Annotated in this window: 15 protein-coding genes; 4 read left to right on the plus strand and 11 right to left on the minus strand. The window is 58.1% G+C overall.

Going from position 1 to position 16,973, the window contains the following annotated elements; genetic code table 11:
- Nucleotides 1-25: 25 nt before the first annotated feature.
- Both RHSP_RS31935 and RHSP_RS31940 read right to left on the minus strand, forming a co-directional pair.
- Nucleotides 26-1,321 carry an ABC transporter substrate-binding protein gene (locus tag RHSP_RS31935; protein WP_004129437.1) on the minus strand — a complete coding sequence of 432 codons (1,296 nt, stop codon included), beginning with the start codon at nt 1,319-1,321 and terminating at the stop codon, nt 26-28.
- Between the two features lie 36 nt (nt 1,322-1,357).
- Complete coding sequence (locus RHSP_RS31940; protein WP_051074182.1) at nt 1,358-3,649, minus strand: alpha-L-rhamnosidase; 2,292 nt, start codon at nt 3,647-3,649, stop codon at nt 1,358-1,360.
- Between the two features lie 201 nt (nt 3,650-3,850).
- On the opposite strand from RHSP_RS31940, the gene RHSP_RS31945 reads away from it, so the two are divergent.
- The gene (locus RHSP_RS31945; RefSeq protein WP_004129441.1) at nt 3,851-4,873 is read left to right on the plus strand and encodes a LacI family DNA-binding transcriptional regulator; all 1,023 of its coding nucleotides are present in this window, start codon (nt 3,851-3,853) and stop codon (nt 4,871-4,873) included.
- A gap of 210 nt (nt 4,874-5,083) precedes the next feature.
- Here RHSP_RS31945 and RHSP_RS31950 read toward each other — a convergent pair whose 3' ends face one another.
- From RHSP_RS31950 to RHSP_RS31990, 9 genes are all read right to left on the minus strand, one after another.
- Nucleotides 5,084-6,070 carry a Gfo/Idh/MocA family protein gene (locus tag RHSP_RS31950; RefSeq protein WP_037155817.1) on the minus strand — a complete coding sequence of 329 codons (987 nt, stop codon included), beginning with the start codon at nt 6,068-6,070 and terminating at the stop codon, nt 5,084-5,086.
- 98 nt (nt 6,071-6,168) lie between these two features.
- The gene (locus RHSP_RS31955) at nt 6,169-6,636 is read right to left on the minus strand and encodes a heme-degrading domain-containing protein (RefSeq protein ID WP_051074183.1); all 468 of its coding nucleotides are present in this window, start codon (nt 6,634-6,636) and stop codon (nt 6,169-6,171) included.
- Between the two features lie 72 nt (nt 6,637-6,708).
- Nucleotides 6,709-7,608: a TolB family protein gene (locus RHSP_RS31960; RefSeq protein WP_037155820.1), complete on the minus strand. Its 900-nt coding sequence runs from the start codon at nt 7,606-7,608 to the stop codon at nt 6,709-6,711.
- On the minus strand, nt 7,605-8,606 hold the full coding sequence (locus RHSP_RS31965; protein ID WP_037155823.1) for a Gfo/Idh/MocA family protein: 1,002 nt from the start codon (nt 8,604-8,606) through the stop codon (nt 7,605-7,607). The genes RHSP_RS31960 and RHSP_RS31965 overlap by 4 nt, the downstream gene beginning before the upstream one ends.
- Before the next feature lie 3 nt (nt 8,607-8,609).
- Nucleotides 8,610-9,464 (minus strand): 3-keto-disaccharide hydrolase, encoded by an 855-nt coding sequence (locus RHSP_RS31970; protein WP_037155826.1) that lies wholly within the window; start codon nt 9,462-9,464, stop codon nt 8,610-8,612.
- 44 nt (nt 9,465-9,508) lie between these two features.
- Nucleotides 9,509-10,621, minus strand: coding sequence for an ABC transporter ATP-binding protein (locus tag RHSP_RS31975; protein ID WP_004129452.1), 1,113 nt, complete (start codon nt 10,619-10,621; stop codon nt 9,509-9,511).
- A 3-nt stretch (nt 10,622-10,624) separates the two neighbouring features.
- Nucleotides 10,625-11,512, minus strand: coding sequence for a carbohydrate ABC transporter permease (locus RHSP_RS31980; protein ID WP_004129454.1), 888 nt, complete (start codon nt 11,510-11,512; stop codon nt 10,625-10,627).
- Nucleotides 11,509-12,408: a carbohydrate ABC transporter permease gene (locus RHSP_RS31985; protein WP_037155830.1), complete on the minus strand. Its 900-nt coding sequence runs from the start codon at nt 12,406-12,408 to the stop codon at nt 11,509-11,511. The genes RHSP_RS31980 and RHSP_RS31985 overlap by 4 nt, the downstream gene beginning before the upstream one ends.
- Before the next feature lie 99 nt (nt 12,409-12,507).
- On the minus strand, nt 12,508-13,731 hold the full coding sequence (locus tag RHSP_RS31990) for an ABC transporter substrate-binding protein (protein WP_004129458.1): 1,224 nt from the start codon (nt 13,729-13,731) through the stop codon (nt 12,508-12,510).
- Between the two features lie 270 nt (nt 13,732-14,001).
- Between RHSP_RS31990 and RHSP_RS31995 the strand changes: the two genes are divergently transcribed.
- The 3 genes from RHSP_RS31995 to RHSP_RS32005 all read left to right on the plus strand — a co-directional run bounded on the left by RHSP_RS31995 (nt 14,002) and on the right by RHSP_RS32005 (nt 16,962).
- Entirely contained in the window at nt 14,002-15,027 is a 1,026-nt protein-coding gene (locus tag RHSP_RS31995) for a LacI family DNA-binding transcriptional regulator (protein WP_240535551.1), read from the plus strand.
- Between the two features lie 245 nt (nt 15,028-15,272).
- Nucleotides 15,273-16,163 carry a LysR family transcriptional regulator gene (locus RHSP_RS32000; RefSeq protein WP_004129462.1) on the plus strand — a complete coding sequence of 297 codons (891 nt, stop codon included), beginning with the start codon at nt 15,273-15,275 and terminating at the stop codon, nt 16,161-16,163.
- Between the two features lie 151 nt (nt 16,164-16,314).
- Nucleotides 16,315-16,962, plus strand: coding sequence for a heme-degrading domain-containing protein (locus RHSP_RS32005; RefSeq protein ID WP_004129464.1), 648 nt, complete (start codon nt 16,315-16,317; stop codon nt 16,960-16,962).
- The last annotated feature ends 11 nt before the right edge of the window (nt 16,963-16,973 follow it).

Consider the following 16,973-nt stretch of genomic DNA (forward strand, 5'->3'; position numbering starts at 1 on the left):
AGCCGTGCCGGCGCTGTTATCAGCCTTACCAGCCAGGCAGACCCAGCTGTTGCGCCTGCTTACGGACATCCTCGTCATAGAGAGCAGCACCATCAGCTGCCGAACGCGTGCCGGAGCCGACCTCGACGGTGATCTGCTCAAGGGACGGCCCCTTTACCGGAGAAAGGAACTCAAGCGCCGGACCAGTTTTGCCCGCTTCCTTGAAATAGGGAAGCATGTCTGACACGCCGCGTGGCACGCCAGCAGGCAGCTCACAGCCATTGACAAGATAAGGGCCTGTGACGGCCGCTGCCTTGTTCTGCGACTCGCAGCCCTTCACGCTCGCCACGAACGCGACAAACCGCTTGGCAATCTCGACATTCGGGCCGGCGGAGGGAATGTAAAGACCGTTTGGAAGCCAGATGGTGAGCCCATTTTTGCCAGGATCGTCCCCGGGAATGGCAAAGAAACCCACATTGTTGAGGTTGTCCGGATCCGTTTTAGCGATCGATCCGAATGCAAAGCTCAGCATCGGATAGTGCGCGCCCTCCCCGGTTGCCACCATGCGAAGCCCGTCTTCGAGGGTCGCCGCGCCAAAGTCCTCGTTGAGATAGCCAGCGGCATGCAGCTCTTCCAGTTTCTGAAAGCTGCGGAGCGCCGAAGGAGTCGATGCGAATTTGGCCTTGCCAGCCGTATATTGAGAGGCGAAATCCGGCGTCTCCGCCATGACGTTATAGTTATCGCCGAGGACCATGAGCTGGCTCGTCCAGGTATCGCGATACGTCTGCACGACAGGAACTTTGCCTGCTGCCTTGATTTTGGCGTTGTTCGCCATGAACTCGCCCCAGCTCTTCGGGACGGAGAGGCCAAGTTCCTTGTACAGTGGGATGTTGTAGAAAATCCCACCACCCATCGCTGTCTGGATCGGGGCACCGCGTACAGTGCCATCGGGAGCAGTGACCACTTCCTTGAATTCCGGGACGATATTGGCCTGCCAAGGCTCGTTGCTGAGGTCTACCAGCGTTTGCGCCGGGTTGAGTGCCCGGTACAGCGAACCGGAATTGTAGAGGAAGACGTCGTTCATCGACTGGGTCGCGAGACGAGATCTGACCAGGTTGTCGCGCTCCGTCCCGCCCGGTCCGACTTCAACCTCGACATGCACATCCGGGTTGGCCGCCTCGAAATCTTTGGCAAGCTCTTCCGAGACGGCAACGGTTGCTGCATCGTTGGCGGTAAAGAACGTTATTGTTGTTTGATCGGCGTGTGCCACACCGAAAAGCGCGGTCACACAGAGCAGGCCGGCGATAAAGCCGACGCGTCGTTTCACTATTGTATTAGACATGAAATTCCTCCCAAGTTTGGTATCCGCACTCGCGGATCAGTGGCTATTCCGACTGTTTCGGAACGTTATCCTGTGCGTTCCCGGCGCGAGCCGGCAGCGCGCCTTTCCTTCGGATTGTGGTTCAAGCCGTGCACCATCCACTACGATGTCCCGATATTCTTCAGCCAGGAGGAGCGAACCCTCCGATCGCTCAGGAACAGTGACGACGTATTCGACGACATCGCCCGTGACGGTCCACGCCGCCTCGATCCGACCGATGCGCGCGTCGTGCGATGCCGTGACGGGCGAGAGCGACGGAATAATCGTCGGTTCGAAAATGATGTGCCTGAAGCCGGGCGCATCCGCGTCGGGCCGGAAGCCGGCGACAGCTTCGAATAGCCATTGGCACACGGCGCCATAGGCATAGTGATTGTAGGAGTTCATGGCAGGCTCGAAGATCGATCCATCGGCTTTGATGCCGTCCCATCGCTCCCAGATTGTGGTCGCTCCACGCTTCACCTGGGCAAGCCAGCCCGGCACCTCCTCCTGCAGGAAGACGCGTGCCGCCAGGTCCGGTTCGCCGATCTTGACGAGAGCAGGCAACAAGGCAGGCGTGCCGATGAAGCCCGTACCGATGCGACCGTGCGAACGGTCGATCGTCGCCTTGAAATAGCGTTTCGCCGCTTCGTCATGCTCTTCGGGGATCAAATCGTGGAGGAATGCCAGGGCGTAGGAACTCTGGTCATCATAGAGCAGGCGACCGGTCGGAGTGATGAATTCCTGCTGGAACGCGGCCCTGACCGCCATCGCCCGCTGATCAAATTTTTCGACAGCCGCTGATTTGCCAATATGGCGGGCGATCTCCAAGATTTGTATGCAGGAAATGTAGAGGTAGATTGTGGCCGCCGCATCGTCGCCCATCGTCGGCACGGCCTTCAACCAGTCGTTCTGGGGCTGCAGCCAATCTCCGAAGGTGAAACCGCGACCATCCCATTTTGCGGGCGGGCGAACGATCGGCCCATTGCTGATCGACCAGACGAAGTCATTCCACCGCGTCATGGCCGCAAAAGCCTCTTCAAGGATCGCCGTGTCGCCGTAATGCAGGTAGACTGCCCATGGAATGACGCTGATTGCGTCGCCCCAACCAGTCGAGCCGGCCCAGTTGTTGAATTCTGGCGACGGCTTCAGACGCAGCGGGTTCGGCGACACATGGGCGATCGAGCCGTCCTCCCCTTGGTCGACCATCATATCGCGCACGAATTTCGTCAGGATTCCGCTGCTGTCCGCAAGGTAACAGGCCGTCGCGGCAAAAACCTGCGCGTCGCCCGTCCATCCCAGTCGCTCGTCACGTTGCGGGCAATCAGTCGGAACTTCGATGAAATTTGCCCGCTGGGACCAGATCGTGTTCTCGACAAGACGGTTCACGAGCGGGTTAGAGGACGTGAAAGTCGCCCGCGGCTCAGGAACCGACGTAATCGGCACCGAGACGATCGCGGCAAGTTCTGCCGACCCATTGATCGTCACGCGGGCATATCGGAAACCCTGAAACGTGAAGAGAGGGCGGTAGCGTTCCTCGCTATCCCCGGCGAGAATGTATTCGAGCTTGGCTTCGGCACTTCGATAGTTGACGTTGTAAAACTGTCCCTGCTGGTCGAGAATTTCGGCATGCTCGACAATGATCGAGGAGCCTTTCTCGCCTTTCAGGGTTAGAGCGACATAGCCCCCGACGTTCTGCCCAAAATCGAAGATGGTCCGGCCTTCGGCATCCTCCCACGACTTAACCGGAACAAGCGCATCAAGTTCGCGAACAGGTCCGCATTCATGGGCGACCAGTGTCGAATGATCGAACGGCAGTGCGGCAACGCCGTGCGTCATCTCGAGGACTACACGCGCATCATACACTTCCCCGAAATAAATGCCCGATTTGCGCACCGGTATTTCGCCACTCCTCCAGGCTTCGTCCGTCGCGACGATCAGGCCACCGCCTGGACGATCGCGCAGCTCTGCGATCGCACCGATATGGTCTCCCCAGACGTTCTCCTTACCGAAGCCCGTCCACATCAGCGGCGATCGAAGCCAGCCGTCCGCGAGCCAGACCTCGATTGCGTTTTCGCCCTCCACTAACAGATCGGCGACGTCGTATACCTGATAGGACAGGCGGCGATCATAAGCCGTCCAACCTGGCGTCAGTTGGTCGTCGCCTACCCTGCGGCCATTGATAAACGCACGGTACAGTCCCAGCGCTGAGATGCGTAACGTCTCTAGTCCGGACAATTCTGCAATTTGAAATCGACGACCGACAAATGACCCCGGCGTGCCCACACCCTTGTCCGATAGCGGCCGGATCATCTGTGCCTCCCATGCGCTGGATATCGGGGGTTCCTCTCCGGTTTTGCGATGCACGTATTGATCCACGACTGTCCTCCGCCTTCGAATGTACAACATTGCACGTGCAATGTTGTACATTCGAAGGCCTTTTGCAACTAGATTCATTTTGCGCGCGCCGTTCGAGATGCTATCTCCAATATGAGACTTGTGATGGAGCGGTAAGTGGCCAGACAATCGAGACAGAAACGCGTCACGATCCTTGACGTCGCAAAGGACGCAAAGGTGTCCTTTGCCGCGGTATCGAAAGTGCTACGAAACGCCTACGGCGTCAGCGATGCACTCCGCGAAAAGGTGAACATCTCAATCAAGAAGCTGGGTTACACGCCGAATACAGCGGCGCGTGCGATGCGTGGCCGTACTTTCGTTGTCGGTGTAATCTTCCCGGATATGCGCAATCCGTTTTTCGCGGACATCCTGGCAGGGATCAGTTCGGCTCTGGAGCGCACGCAGTACGAGTCGGTCCAGGGTATCGCGCGCCATTCAACAGAGCCGTCGCTTGTGCAGTCGATGATTGACATGCAGATGGATGGACTGATTCTTGTCGGAACCACAGCAACCTCGAAGGCGCTGTCCGCAGTTGGTCAGAAAAAACCGACCGCAGTTATAGGCCATCACCTACCTGATACCAAAAGTGTCGACACGGTTAACAACGACGACGAAATAAGCGGGCGGCTGGTCGTGCGCCACCTTGTCGAGCAGGGCTATCGTAAGATCGTGATGCTGAGCCTGGACACAGAGAACGGCACGGTCATCGAGCGACGTGAAGCCGGCTATAGAAGCGAAATGGAGGGAGCGGGTCTGGAAGGCGCGATCAAAGTTGTAAGAGTCTCGCAATCGCTCCGCGAAATACAGGTGGCGGCAAAGGCCCTAATCTCTCGACAAGATCGACCTGATGCGATTTTCTGCTGGACCGACTTTGTCGCTCTCGAGGTCATCAGCGTTGCCCAGGCTAGTGGACTAAACATACCCGACGACATCGCAGTGGTTGGCCACGACAATACGATCTACTGCGATTTTCACCAGAACAGTCTCACAAGTGTAGACCAATCCGGTGAGCAGCTCGGTTTACAGGCCGCGCGCCTGTTAATTGAGCGAATTGAAGGACGGTCGAAGTGCGAGCATTTTCTAGTGCATCCCCGTCTCGTGGCGCGGCGTAGCAGTCTGCGGGCAGAATCCGTCGCATAGCAAGCATCCCCGTCGATGCCACCGGTGATCTAGCTCAGGTAGCGCGCGAGGTTGCAGATCATCGCATCGGATCGCGCTCGGGCTGCGTCGACCCATCCACAAAACTCGGCCGTATTTCCTCCGCAATGAACGCGAACTTCATATATTGCGTCCCTTGTCGTTCTGATACCGCCGCTTCGACGGGCTCTGACGAGCAAGCTCAGTGGGCGTTTAGCGTTCACTAGGATATTTCAATCCAATCTGCGCGCGCACCTCGTCCAACGTGGCCATAATATCGACAGATTGGGACGGTGGCATGATTTCGCTTTCGATCAGCCCGTTGCGGACTAAGCGCTCAGCTTCTTCGGCTTGGAACTGCATGCCGCGGCCTTCAACTGAACCATCGAAGGTCTCAAGAATATTGTTTTCATTGTCATGCACGCGGAATGTGGTCGGCGAATACCAAACCCGGTCGATCTCGATCCGCCCTTTCGTCCCAACGATACTTGCCCGATTTGGCCCCGAACTGTCGCTTGACGACAAGGTAGTGACGATTGCACCTGATGCATATTGAAAGAGCATCGCGATCTGCCTGTCCACACCTGTGTCCTGGAACGTCGCCATCGCTTTAATCGACGCAGGCTTGCCCAGAATGTCCCAGGCGAACGATACGGGATAGATGCCTAAGTCCAGCAAGGCGCCACCACCCAGTTGCAGCGCGTTCAGACGATGCTTCGGATCATCGGGAAGCTTCTGGCGATGATCAGCGGTGATGGAACGGACTTCCCCGATCATGCCGTCGGCGATGAGCTCACGGATGCGGCGCATGTGCGGAAGAAAACGTGTCCACATGGCCTCGAGTACGACCAAGCCCTTAGCGCGGGCCAAGTCCACAATCTCGGCGGCTTCCTTGGCATTGAGAGTGAAAGGCTTCTCGACAAGAATGTGCTTGCCGGCGTTGAGCGCAAGTTTCGCTGCAGAGACATGCTGGGGATGCGGGGTCGCAATGTAGATGATGTCGACGTGGGGGTCCTCCACCAACGCCTGATAGCTGCCATGCGCCCTTACGATTCCGTAGATCTTTGCAAAGCGATCCGCACTCTCCTGTGCGCGGGATCCTACCGCCGCCACCGAATGACCTGTCTGGATCAGATCTTTGACGAACAGATCGGCTATCCAGCCAGTCGCCAATATTCCCCATCGTATCGTTTTGGCCAATTGTCTTCTCCGTTGAATTGTTTTGAAGCTTTGGTGTTCTTTCGCGCGCCGATGATGAGGATCAGGTCCCAGTTTGCGTTGGCGACTCCCTAATGTCCTCATCGATCCACGGTCAACAGCTCCCGCAGGGCATTTGTTACGAGTAGATGATCTTCCAAGTCGGGAAGCCCACTGACGCCCACCGTTCCAATCAGCGTGCCACCCCGCAATATTAGGGGAAACCCGCCCCCGCTGGCCACGAAGTCAGATTCCGGCAGTCGAAAACGACTGTTGAAATCAAATCCTCCTTGTTCAGCTTCCAGTCGCATCGCCAGGGAGCTGCGATGAAATCGATGGGCAACGGATCGCTTTCGAGCGGCCCAGTCCGTATTGTCCGGGGTAGCGCCGGGCATTAGTAGGGCGAACACCACATCGGTCCCGTGTGCTACGGTAATTGCTGCCGGCAGTGACCGAGCGGTCGCGTGCGCCTGCATGATGCAGCCGAGTTTCCAGGCAAAATCATAGTCAAACGTCGCAAGTTGCAGGTCCTTCAGTTCTTCGGCAAGCGTATCGAGCGTGTGGTTCATCGTGGGTGTCTTCCAGCTTATTGTTCGAGAAGGCCGGGCCATGCTGACCAAGACGCACGGTCCTACATTGGTTCAATCCATTGGATAGGCCACGAAAGCAAACCGGCGGCTGTCGGGCGACCAGCTGTTGACGTTGATTGTGCCTTGACCTCCGAAGATCCGTGCCACCGTGGCAGCGGCGGACCAATCGCCATCGCGCATCAATTTCAGCTCGACCCAAAGATCGGCCGGATGTCCCTTGGTTCCAGGTGGATAGGCCAAATAGGCTGCAAGCTTGCCATCAGGAGACAGGTGCGGGAACCAGTCGACGGTCGAGGCATGGGTCAGCCTTTCGATCTCGGATCCATCCGGCCTCATGCGTGCGATCTGAGCATGGCCCGAAAAGGCTTCGGTGTTGAAATAGATCCAGGCGCCGTCTGGACTATATTCCGGCCCGTCAGCGGGTGCTCCGCCCGAGGTGATCTGGCGAAATCCGGTTCCGTCCGAACCGACGGTACAGATCTCTGCTGAGAGAAACGCAAAGCTGTCCTCAGTGATCCGCGCCTGGACGCCGACAAAGGAGAGCTGCCGCCCGTCAGGCGATACGCCATGCAGGAAGTGCAAGAGGTCGATGGGGCCCTCCTTGCCGGAGATCTGGACGGCCTTCCCGCCCGATATCGGCGCCCGGTAAAGCTGCCAGTCGTCATAGGCCGAAACAAAGATATGCTCTCCGTCGGGATCCAGCACATGATCGTTGTTCAAGGGCGGCACCCCTTGCAAATTGATCGTCTGCAGGCGCGGATTTTCGAGTGGCAATCGCCAAAGCAGCCCTTTCCCGTTCAGGATCAGCGCATCATCCTGAAGGGTCCAGTTCGGCGCTTCCAGCAGGAGGTCCGTGGTCTCCAGGATCATGCGGTTCTCACCGCTGGCCGTGTCATGAATCCAGACTTGGCAGCGCTGGCCTGCGGCCAGTTCGCGGGGTGGAATCTTCATGGCAGGAGCCCTCCTCTGATCTGGATCACGGCCTGATCCAACAACCGCATTACGCTGAGCGTCAACTCATGCGACACCAGAGCACTTTCACCGCAGCCTTCCCGCAGGCAGCGCCCGGCCTCTTCGATTTCCCAGCGATAGCGTTCAGCGTTGGAAGGTTCGTTAACCTCCTCCAGCTCGCGGCCCCGGGCGCTGATCAGTGCTCGCCCGGGATTGAAGAGATTGTCGGTGACCGCAAGCCAGCCCTCGTCCCCGATCAGCTGGAAGCTGGACGAACCGCCACCTTTGGCGCCCAGAACGAAGCCGCCCGACATCGTGGCATAACCATCGTCGTTCTTCAGCTGTATCATCGAGCCGCTGTCGACGCCGCGCTCGGTAAGCAGGGCCGAGGCGGCGACCCGCGCACCCGTCATGAGGTTCGGGGCAAGTCCGGCGAGGATGTTCATCGGGTAGACCATGCATTCCAATGTAAAGCTGCCACCCAGATCCGGATCCTCGATCCGATGCCCCCTGGTCGCGCCCATTGGTCCGATCGAGGCCGCAAAGGCACGCGGCATTCCGATGTCCCCTGCCGCGATGACACCTGCCAGCCTGCGAAACAGCGGGTTGCAAAGCGTCCACATGGCGTCCATGACGAAGAGACCCCGCGTCCGGGCCAGCTGGATGATATCGGCTGCCTGCGATGCGTTCATCGCAAAGGGCTTTTCGACGAGCACCGGCTTGCCGCTTTCCAGCACCATCCGGGCGTGGGCATGATGATGGCTGTGCGGCGTCGCGATATAGACGATGTCAACCCGTGGATCGGCTGTGAGCGCGGCGTAATCGCCATAGGCCGTCGCGATGTCATGGCGATCGGCAAAGGCTTTGGCCCTAACAAGATCGCGGGAAGCAACCGCGACGCAGCGCGCACCGGTGGTGCGGGCGAGATCCTCGGCAAACAGTTGGGCAATCCACCCGGGGCCGATGATGCCCCAGCCGATGTCGGCGGTCTCTGGCATTGCTCAAAGCTCCTTGATGCGGATATTGCGCCAGCGGCAAGCGGCTGTGCGGCCCCAGCGCCCCTCGCCCAGCCTCTTGTCGTTGTCATGAACCTCGAAAGCGATATGTCCCTTAGGCCCAAGGAAATCGGTCACCGCATCGGCGTCGTAGTTCGGAAACTTCATCGTGGCGAGGTCGATGGACGCAATCAGCAATCCATTGATCCACACTGAAGCCTTGGGCTTAGGCCCGGCGATCCGAACGCGAAAGGCGTTCCAATCGTCGAATTTCCAGGCGGACAGAAAGTCCTCGACGGAACAAGACTCGGTCAGCAAATCGCGCTTGGCCTGGGTGAAGGGTTCGATCGAGGTTTTCGGATCGTCCTGGCAGAGGCCGATGGGTTTTCCATCGGCGTCGAGCACCACATCCAGGGCGAAAGGCACGGCGTGAAAGCCGCTGATGCCATTGCCATAAAAGCCACCGATCGAGCCGGATTGTCGGTGGTCAAGCAGGACCTGGAAGCCGTGAAAGGTGTCAGGCTTCTTGCGCAGCATGATCCCGGTGTCGGCGGGCCAGTCCGGCTTGGCCTCGAAGATCAGTTCGAAATCGCCATAGGTCTTCTCGGTGACCAGATAGCCGCCCCAGCCGCTGCCGGGCCTGTCCTGCCGGCCGACAATCGCTCCATCCTCCACTGTCCAGACCGCGGGATGCAGGGCAGCCTGCTCGTTGTAGTCGGCTGGGAAGGCATCCGGATGAGCTTCTTGCACGGTCGGGCCGCCCGGCCACATCTGGCCATAGGTACGCGGCGTCGCGAACCAGCCGTTCAGCGTATTGCCATCGAAAATTGGGGTAAAACCATTCTCATCCGCGTACGTCATCGGCAATGTCCTTTCGGGTGGAGGGTGAAGTGAACCGCAGGTGCTCAGAGCCGCTGCCCGCTTTGTGCGTCGAAGAGCGAAACCAGAGCTGGATCGATTTCAAATGTGATATGGGAGGCCTCGTCGAAGCCCTGAAGCGTATCGACCCGGATCGAAAGGGGATCTTGGCCAAGACGCCCCCAGAGGAGCGTCTCCGCGCCCATAGGTTCGGCCGAGACGATGGGGCTGGACGCATGAAAGAGTGACTGGCCGGTAAGGCGCGTTCCGACATGCTCGGGCCGTAGTCCAAGGGTAGCCTTGCCGGGTATGGGAGTCGCGGTGGCAAACTTGTAGCCGGTCAGGGACAGTTCAAACCCGCGTCCGACGAACGTCGCCTCCGCGCCCCGCACCTGCACTTCGCCATCGAAGAAGTTCATGCTGGGCGAACCGATGAAGCCTGCCACGAAGCGGTTTTGCGGGTGACGGTAGATCTCCTTCGGCGTTCCGATCTGACGGATCACGCCGCCTTCCATCACGGCGATGCGATCGGCAAGGGTCAGCGCCTCGATCTGGTCGTGGGTTACGAAAATCATCGTCGTGCCCAATTGCTTGTGGAGCCGCTTCAATTCTCCGCGCAACTCGGTCCGGAGCTTTGCGTCGAGATTGGACAGGGGTTCGTCAAAGAGGAAGACGCCGGCATGCCGCACCAACGCCCGTCCGATCGCGACCCGCTGCCGCTGGCCGCCTGAAAGCTGGCGCGGCTTGCGCTCGAGAAGTGCTGTCAGTTGCAGGATCTCCGCCGCCTCGGTCACCCGCCTGTCGATCACTGCCTTGTCGGCCCCGGTCATGCGCAGACCGAAAGACAGGTTTCCCCGCACCGTCATTTGCGGATAAAGCGCGTAGGATTGGAACACCATGCCGATATCGCGATCCTTGGGTTCATGCCAGGTGACGTTTTCGTCGCCGATCCAGATCTGGCCGCCAGAGACGTCCCGAAGCCCTGCGATGACGCTGAGTAGCGTGGACTTGCCGCAGCCCGAGGCCCCGAGAAGAACGATGAATTCTCCCGGGGCGATCTCGAAGTCCAGCTCGCGGATCACGTGAACCGCCCCGTATGAGACGCGCACCTTGCGGACAGAGACGCCCTTGGCCTTTCCCTCTTTCAAAATATTGTCCATGTCTTATCCCTTCAACGCGCCATCGGAAATTCCACGGACGAACCATCGGCCCGAGGCGAAATAGACCAAGAGTGGCACCATGGCAGCGAGCATCGTGGCAGCCATATTCACGTTGTATTCCTTCTCGCCGTATTGGCTGGTGACGATCGAGGTGAGCAGCACCGTGATGGGTTGGTTCGGTCGCCCCGCGAAGATCAGGCTGAAGAGGTAGTCGTTCCAAGAGCCGGTAAATTGCAGGATGACTGCCACGATCACGATCGGTGTGGAAATGGGCAGCAGGACATAGGCGAAGATCGACCAGAACCCACCGCCGTCGATGCGCGCCGCGCTGAACATCTCTTCAGGAACCGCAGCATAGAAGTTGCGAAAGAGAAGTGTGGTGATCGGAAGCGTGAACCCCGTGTGGATCAGGATAATCCCGGGCAAGGTGCCGAAGAGGCCGGTTGACGTCATCATGCGGACCAGCGGGAAGATGAAGACCTGGATCGGTACGAAGGTGCTCACCAACAGCAACGTGAACACGAGATTTGCCCCGCGAAACCGCCAAAAGGACAAGGCATAGCCATTGATGGCTCCGAGGATCACTGGAAAGAGTGTGCCTGGAATGGCGATCTTGAAAGAATTGAGCATGCCCGGACTGATCCCTTTGCAAACCCGCCCAGTGCAAGCACTCGACCAAGCCTTGGCCCAGGCATCGAATGTGAGTTCCTTTGGAAAGGCAAAAAGATTGCCGGTCCGGATCTCTGCCATCGGCTTCAGCGACGTGATGATCATCACATAGACGGGCAAGAGGAAGAACCCCGCCGACACACCGAGGAAGACATAGATGGCGATGCGGGACGCGGAGATTGTCCGGGGCTTGGGTCCCTCTGGAGTAACGGCGCGGTTCATTCTTGCTCTCCCCCTGCCGAGCGCAATTGGCGCAGTCGGATGATGATCCATGGCAGGCCTACCAAGAGCGAGATGGCCAGCAGCATGATGATTGCGGCTGCCGTCGCCTGGCCGAGGTTGGATCGCTGGAAAAGCATGTCCATGACGTATTTGGCCGGAACTTCGGTCGAAATGCCCGGCCCGCCTCCCGTCATGACGACGACGAGGTCGTAGATCTTGATCGCGGTCAGCGACAGGAGCACAGCCGCAGTCGCGATCATCGGGCGGATCATTGCGGGAATGACATAAATATAGACCCGCCATCTGGCGACGCCGTCAACACGCGTTGCATTCCAGATGTCCTGGTCGACGCCCCGCAGCCCGGCGAGCATAATGATCATTCCAAGACCGGTCGCCTGCCACACGCCAGCACCGACCAGCGCGTAGATGGCGGTCTCCTTGCGTGCCAGCCAGTCAAACTTGAAGTCGGAAAAGCCCCAATTCCGAACGGCCGCCTGAATTCCATATGTCGGATCGAACAGCCACTGCCAGACGATCCCCGTCACCACGAAGCTCAGCGAGGCCGACATCAGGAAGATCGTGCGGAAACCGTCTTCGAACCGAATATTTTGGTCCAGGAGGACCGCAAGCACATAGCCAAGCGCCAGACATCCGCCGATGAACAGAAGGCCGAAGACCGCGACATTGACGACCGCCACCTGCCAGAGGTCGGACCCGAATAATCTGATATATTGCTCAAGACCGACGAAATCATTGCTCGGAAGCAGTTTGGAGGACGTAAAAGACGTCCAGACCGTCCACAAGAGGCCGAAGCAAAGCACGACGACGACAAAAAAGATTGTCGGGGTCATGGCAACGACGGCAGGTAGTCTGCGTAGCGATACAGGCAGGGCCATGGCGTGTTTCCATTGGAGCATAGCTGGTTAAGCTCCTTGCGAATGGGGCGAGACGGGCTACTGGCGGGTCGGGAGAAACCCGCCGGCGTGAACCAGAGCCTAGTTCGTGGACTGGAACGTTTTGAGCATCGCGTCGACCAAACTTTTTGGCGCCGCGCCTTCGTCGCTCCAGTATTGTGCGATGACGTTCAGCATGCCCTTGCGGCGGTCGGCAGACAGAATGTAGGAATGGGCAGGAAGGCGCTTGGCTGGGTCCTGGAGTACGGCCATGGCCTTTTGAGTGCACTCGTCCATGTGACTCACGTCGGCGTCGAGGATGCTCGGCATCGAGCCCTTCACAGTGTTGAAAGCCACCTGGGTCGCCTGATCGAGCATGACCGAAGCCAGGAGGATCTGGCCGGGCCGCTGTGACTCCTTCTTCGGGAAGATAAATGCGTCGCCGGACAGGATCACCGCATCGCTCTGTGGTCCCAGCATGCAGCCATAGTCCACACCCGGCTTCTGCCCGGCCGCCGAGAATTCGCCCTTGGCCCAATCGCCCATCACCATCATGGCGGCCTGACCGGTTGCGACCATGTTGACCGCGACGTTCCACTGACGCCCGGGGCTGCCCTCGTCGTCATAGTTTCTCAGCCGCCCGAAAATTTCCGCTGCCTTCTTGAACCCGTCCGACTTGATGGCCGCCTCGTAATCGTCCGTCTGTATCTGCCGATAGACATCCGGGGCCACACCGGCCAGAACCTTGTTGAAGAGGATCGCCAGCTGCCAGTCCTGGCCGCCAACGGCCAGAGGAATCACGCCCGCCGCCTTGATCTTGTCCATTGCGGCGAAAAGCTCGTCGTAGGTCTTGGGCTCTTCAATGCCTACTTTCTTGAACACGGCCTTCGAATACCACAACCAGACTTCAGACTGTGCGTTGACCGGCGCAGCATAGACATGACCATCACGGGTGATGGCGTTCCAAACGAAATCAGGGAGCCGCTCCTTCCATTTCTGTTCTGTAGCGACGGAATCGATGTCAGAGAGAAGGCCCGCTTTGTAGAGTTCGTCCAGATCGCTGCCCGTGGCGAACTTCGCCGCCCCCATCGGATCCCCCGCAACAATGCGTGTCACTGCCGGAGCAATCGAATCGCCTGGGACCGCATCATCGATCCAAGTCCCACCCTTGGCCTCGAAGGCTGATGCTATGGCGTTCAGGGCGACCGACTCACCGCCCGACACCCAATTGGTATAAACCTCGACACTCAGGTCCTGCGCCTGCGCCGACGTCGTCAGCAACAGCGCGACTAGACCGCCAAGAGCAGCCATCTTACCGTGAAGCATTCCAGTTTCCTCCTCCAGGGTTGCAAGACTTCCGCGATCTGCCTCCTGGCGACGGCGGTCAGGCCAATTGACGGCAACCTTCTTTCTCTTTCCCTAGCGCCCCACTCCTCAATGGCACACCATTCGTAGGTCAGAAATTTGTAGTAAGGATGCGTCTATTTAGTGTGGTAGCGTTACTACATTCGCTTTGCAAGTGGTTTATTGTGCTGTATGCACAACTGAGGCACTGACTGTATGGAGAACGCATTGACGCGGCAGCGGAAATCGACTTTGGCGGATATCGCTGCGAAGACCGGATACGGCACCAACACGGTATCTCTGGCTTTACGGGGCAGTACGCGGATATCGCAGGCGGCCCGAGACACGATCATCAAGGCTGCAGAAGCGCTGGACTATGTACCGAACAACACGGCCAAGGCGCTCGTCCTGAAACGCAGCAATACCGTGGGTATGTTGGTCGAGTATCTGACCAATCCGCAGCCGACAGCGGTCGCTACGGCCTTACAGCGGGAAATGTCGGATCGCGGCTACAGCGTGCTCTTTGCGACAAGCAGCACACCGGAACAGGAAGCCGCCGCGATCGAGATGTTCCGACGGCACATGGTCGATGGGCTGCTGATCTATCCGGTGGACCATACCAACCTAAGCCATTTGCACCGCTTAAGAGAACGAAATTTTCCGGTCGTCATGCTGGTCGGCGCCCGGGACACTGGTCTCGATGCCGTTGGTGTCGATGAGTTTCAGGCTTCTTACGACGCCACGACACACCTGATAGCGCTTGGCCACAAACGGATCGGCGCGCTCGGGCCAACCAAGGATAAGCCTCTGAAAATCGAAGGTTTCCGGCATGCGCACCGGGTGCATGGCCTTCCTCTCGATGAACGACAAATCTATGAACCCGTTGGCTTCAGCATGGCAGCCGGATATGACGGTATGGCCATATTGGCCGAGCGGGATCTCGGACTTACAGCCCTTTTTGCAGCGTCCGACATGTTTGCGCTTGGGGCTATGCGGTGGGCGAAAGTCAAAGGAGTGTCCGTTCCCGAACAATTGTCCATCGTGGGTTATGACAACATCGAATATGGGGAGTTCTCCAATACTACTCTGACCAGCGTCCGCAACGACGGTGGGACGCTGGCAAAGGCAGCTGTAGAACGACTGATCGCGCTCATGGAGACGGATGGCCCCTTGCCGCCTCCGACCTTGACGCTCCTTCCGGGTGAACTCGTCGTCCGCGAGAGCTCGTCTCGCCCCGGGCGGCGCTCGTGGGCGTCTGGACAAACCGATAAGCTATGAGGTTTGCTCGAATTCGGAGCGAACTTCACTCGTCGATAGCCCCTTCCCCGCAACTCTCTGCCGGATCCCCGCCATGCAGCCGTCTGCTCGCGCCCCCTTGAGCCAGAGGGCTGAGTGTCTCCCACTGGTTGCGAATTCGTGTTATCGCAATCCAGGCCACCTGAAGCCCGTTCGTGGACTTAGGCCTCGTACCCGTGGTTCTAGATATCGTCATCCCCTGTTAGTCAAATCGAAGGCAAGAGAGAATGGAGAAAGTGCGCGCGCTTGCAACGTTCATTCAGGTGGTCGACAGCGGCAGTTTTGTGACGGCAGGGAGGCAGTTGGGTGTTTCGTCTTCAGCCGTTGGAAAGGCAATATCTCGGCTTGAGGATCGATTGGGCGCGCGGCTTTTCCTGCGAAGCACGCGAAGCCTCACGTTGACACCAGAAGGTGAGGTGTTCCTTGGACGGTGTCGTCGAATTCTCGCAGAATTCGAGTTGGCCGAAGAGGAAATTCGTCAGTCCACAGAGGAACCGATCGGCCGGCTTAAGGTCAGTTTGCCGATGTTTGGTGACCCTTTTTCGACCACCCTTGCGGAGTTCCAACTGGCCCACCCAAAGGTTGAGGTCGATGTGCATTTCGCAGATCGAAAAGTGGAACTCATAGAGGAGGGCTTCGACGTTGCGCTGCGCAGTGGCGACATCGGGAATAGCTACCTGATGAGCAGGCGGCTGGGATCGTTTCGAATGGTCGTTGTGGCCGCGCCATCGTACTTGAGTGAATTTGGTGAACCAGCCTTGCCAGAGGATCTGGAGCAGCACACCTGCATAGGTTTCCGCTCACCCGCCACCGGCCGCATCCAGCCCTGGCTCTTAGAGGTGCAGGGAAGTCTTCGGCCACATCATCCGGTTGTAAGAACCGTGTGCAACAGCATTGAAGGGCGCATTGCATTTGCAGCCTCTGGTGTTGGACTCGCCTATCTGCCTGACTTTTCAGTGCGGCGGCTCGTTGACAATAACGTCTTGAAACTCGTGATGAATGATTTTGCAACGTTCCGAAACCAGATCCACCTCCTTTGGAGTGCCGGCCGCAATCCGCCTCCACGCACGCGGGCGTTCATCGACTTCATCAGTTCAAATCTCCACATAGGCAAATGATTATTGCGGACTCAAATCTCCGCAATGATCGGACCAATCTGCGGGTTCATCTCCCGTGCCGCACGTAGTAGGTTCACTGCAGAAACTTGAACAGGTTCCACTCTGTTGGGCCTTGAGCGAGAGATTAAGGCAAGCAGGCCCTCAGAGGAGGGTGCTCGAGCTGCCAGAATCCTATGAGGCCGTCATTTGCTTTGTTGAAGAGCTGCGCAACGGGAGCGTATGGACCTCCGAAGAAAATACACCAGAAATTGTAGTCTCGATTCCGCTTGCTTGCCTTGGGATCGATTTCAGGAACGAGGAAAAGGTATTGGATTACAAAGAACTGATGGAAGCCATAAAAGAGCAGGAGCAGTCACTCATTCTGCCCGGCTTTAAATACGAGGATGCCTGGTGTCTTGGTCAGTCGCTTTATACGAAGGCGATCGAGCGACACTTGCCTCTGTTCATGGAGGTTTTTGTAAATGGCGGGGTGCGATTTGCTGCCGCATCTCCAAAGGCTCACAACAATCTGGCCGATTGGGTTAGGCGCAAGCGCAATCTTACTTTACGGATGGGGCAAAGCAGCTACCTGACCGACGTGATGTTTAAGGAGCATGGCATCTCGCTCGAAGCATTCGGAATGGATCTCGTCAATTTTGGTTTGGGCGGAGGAAGCATTCCAATTGCGGTTTCCGATATCGGCATCATCGGTGCAGTGACCGTCTCCGGACTGCCGAATATCGACGACCACAATCTTGCTGTCGAATGCATCGCCGAATTGCTCGGCCAAGACTTCAACGATCTCAAACTAAGCCAGTAAGCGAGAGGACC

This window comes from Rhizobium freirei PRF 81 (assembly GCF_000359745.1).
Lineage (GTDB): Bacteria > Pseudomonadota > Alphaproteobacteria > Rhizobiales > Rhizobiaceae > Rhizobium > Rhizobium freirei.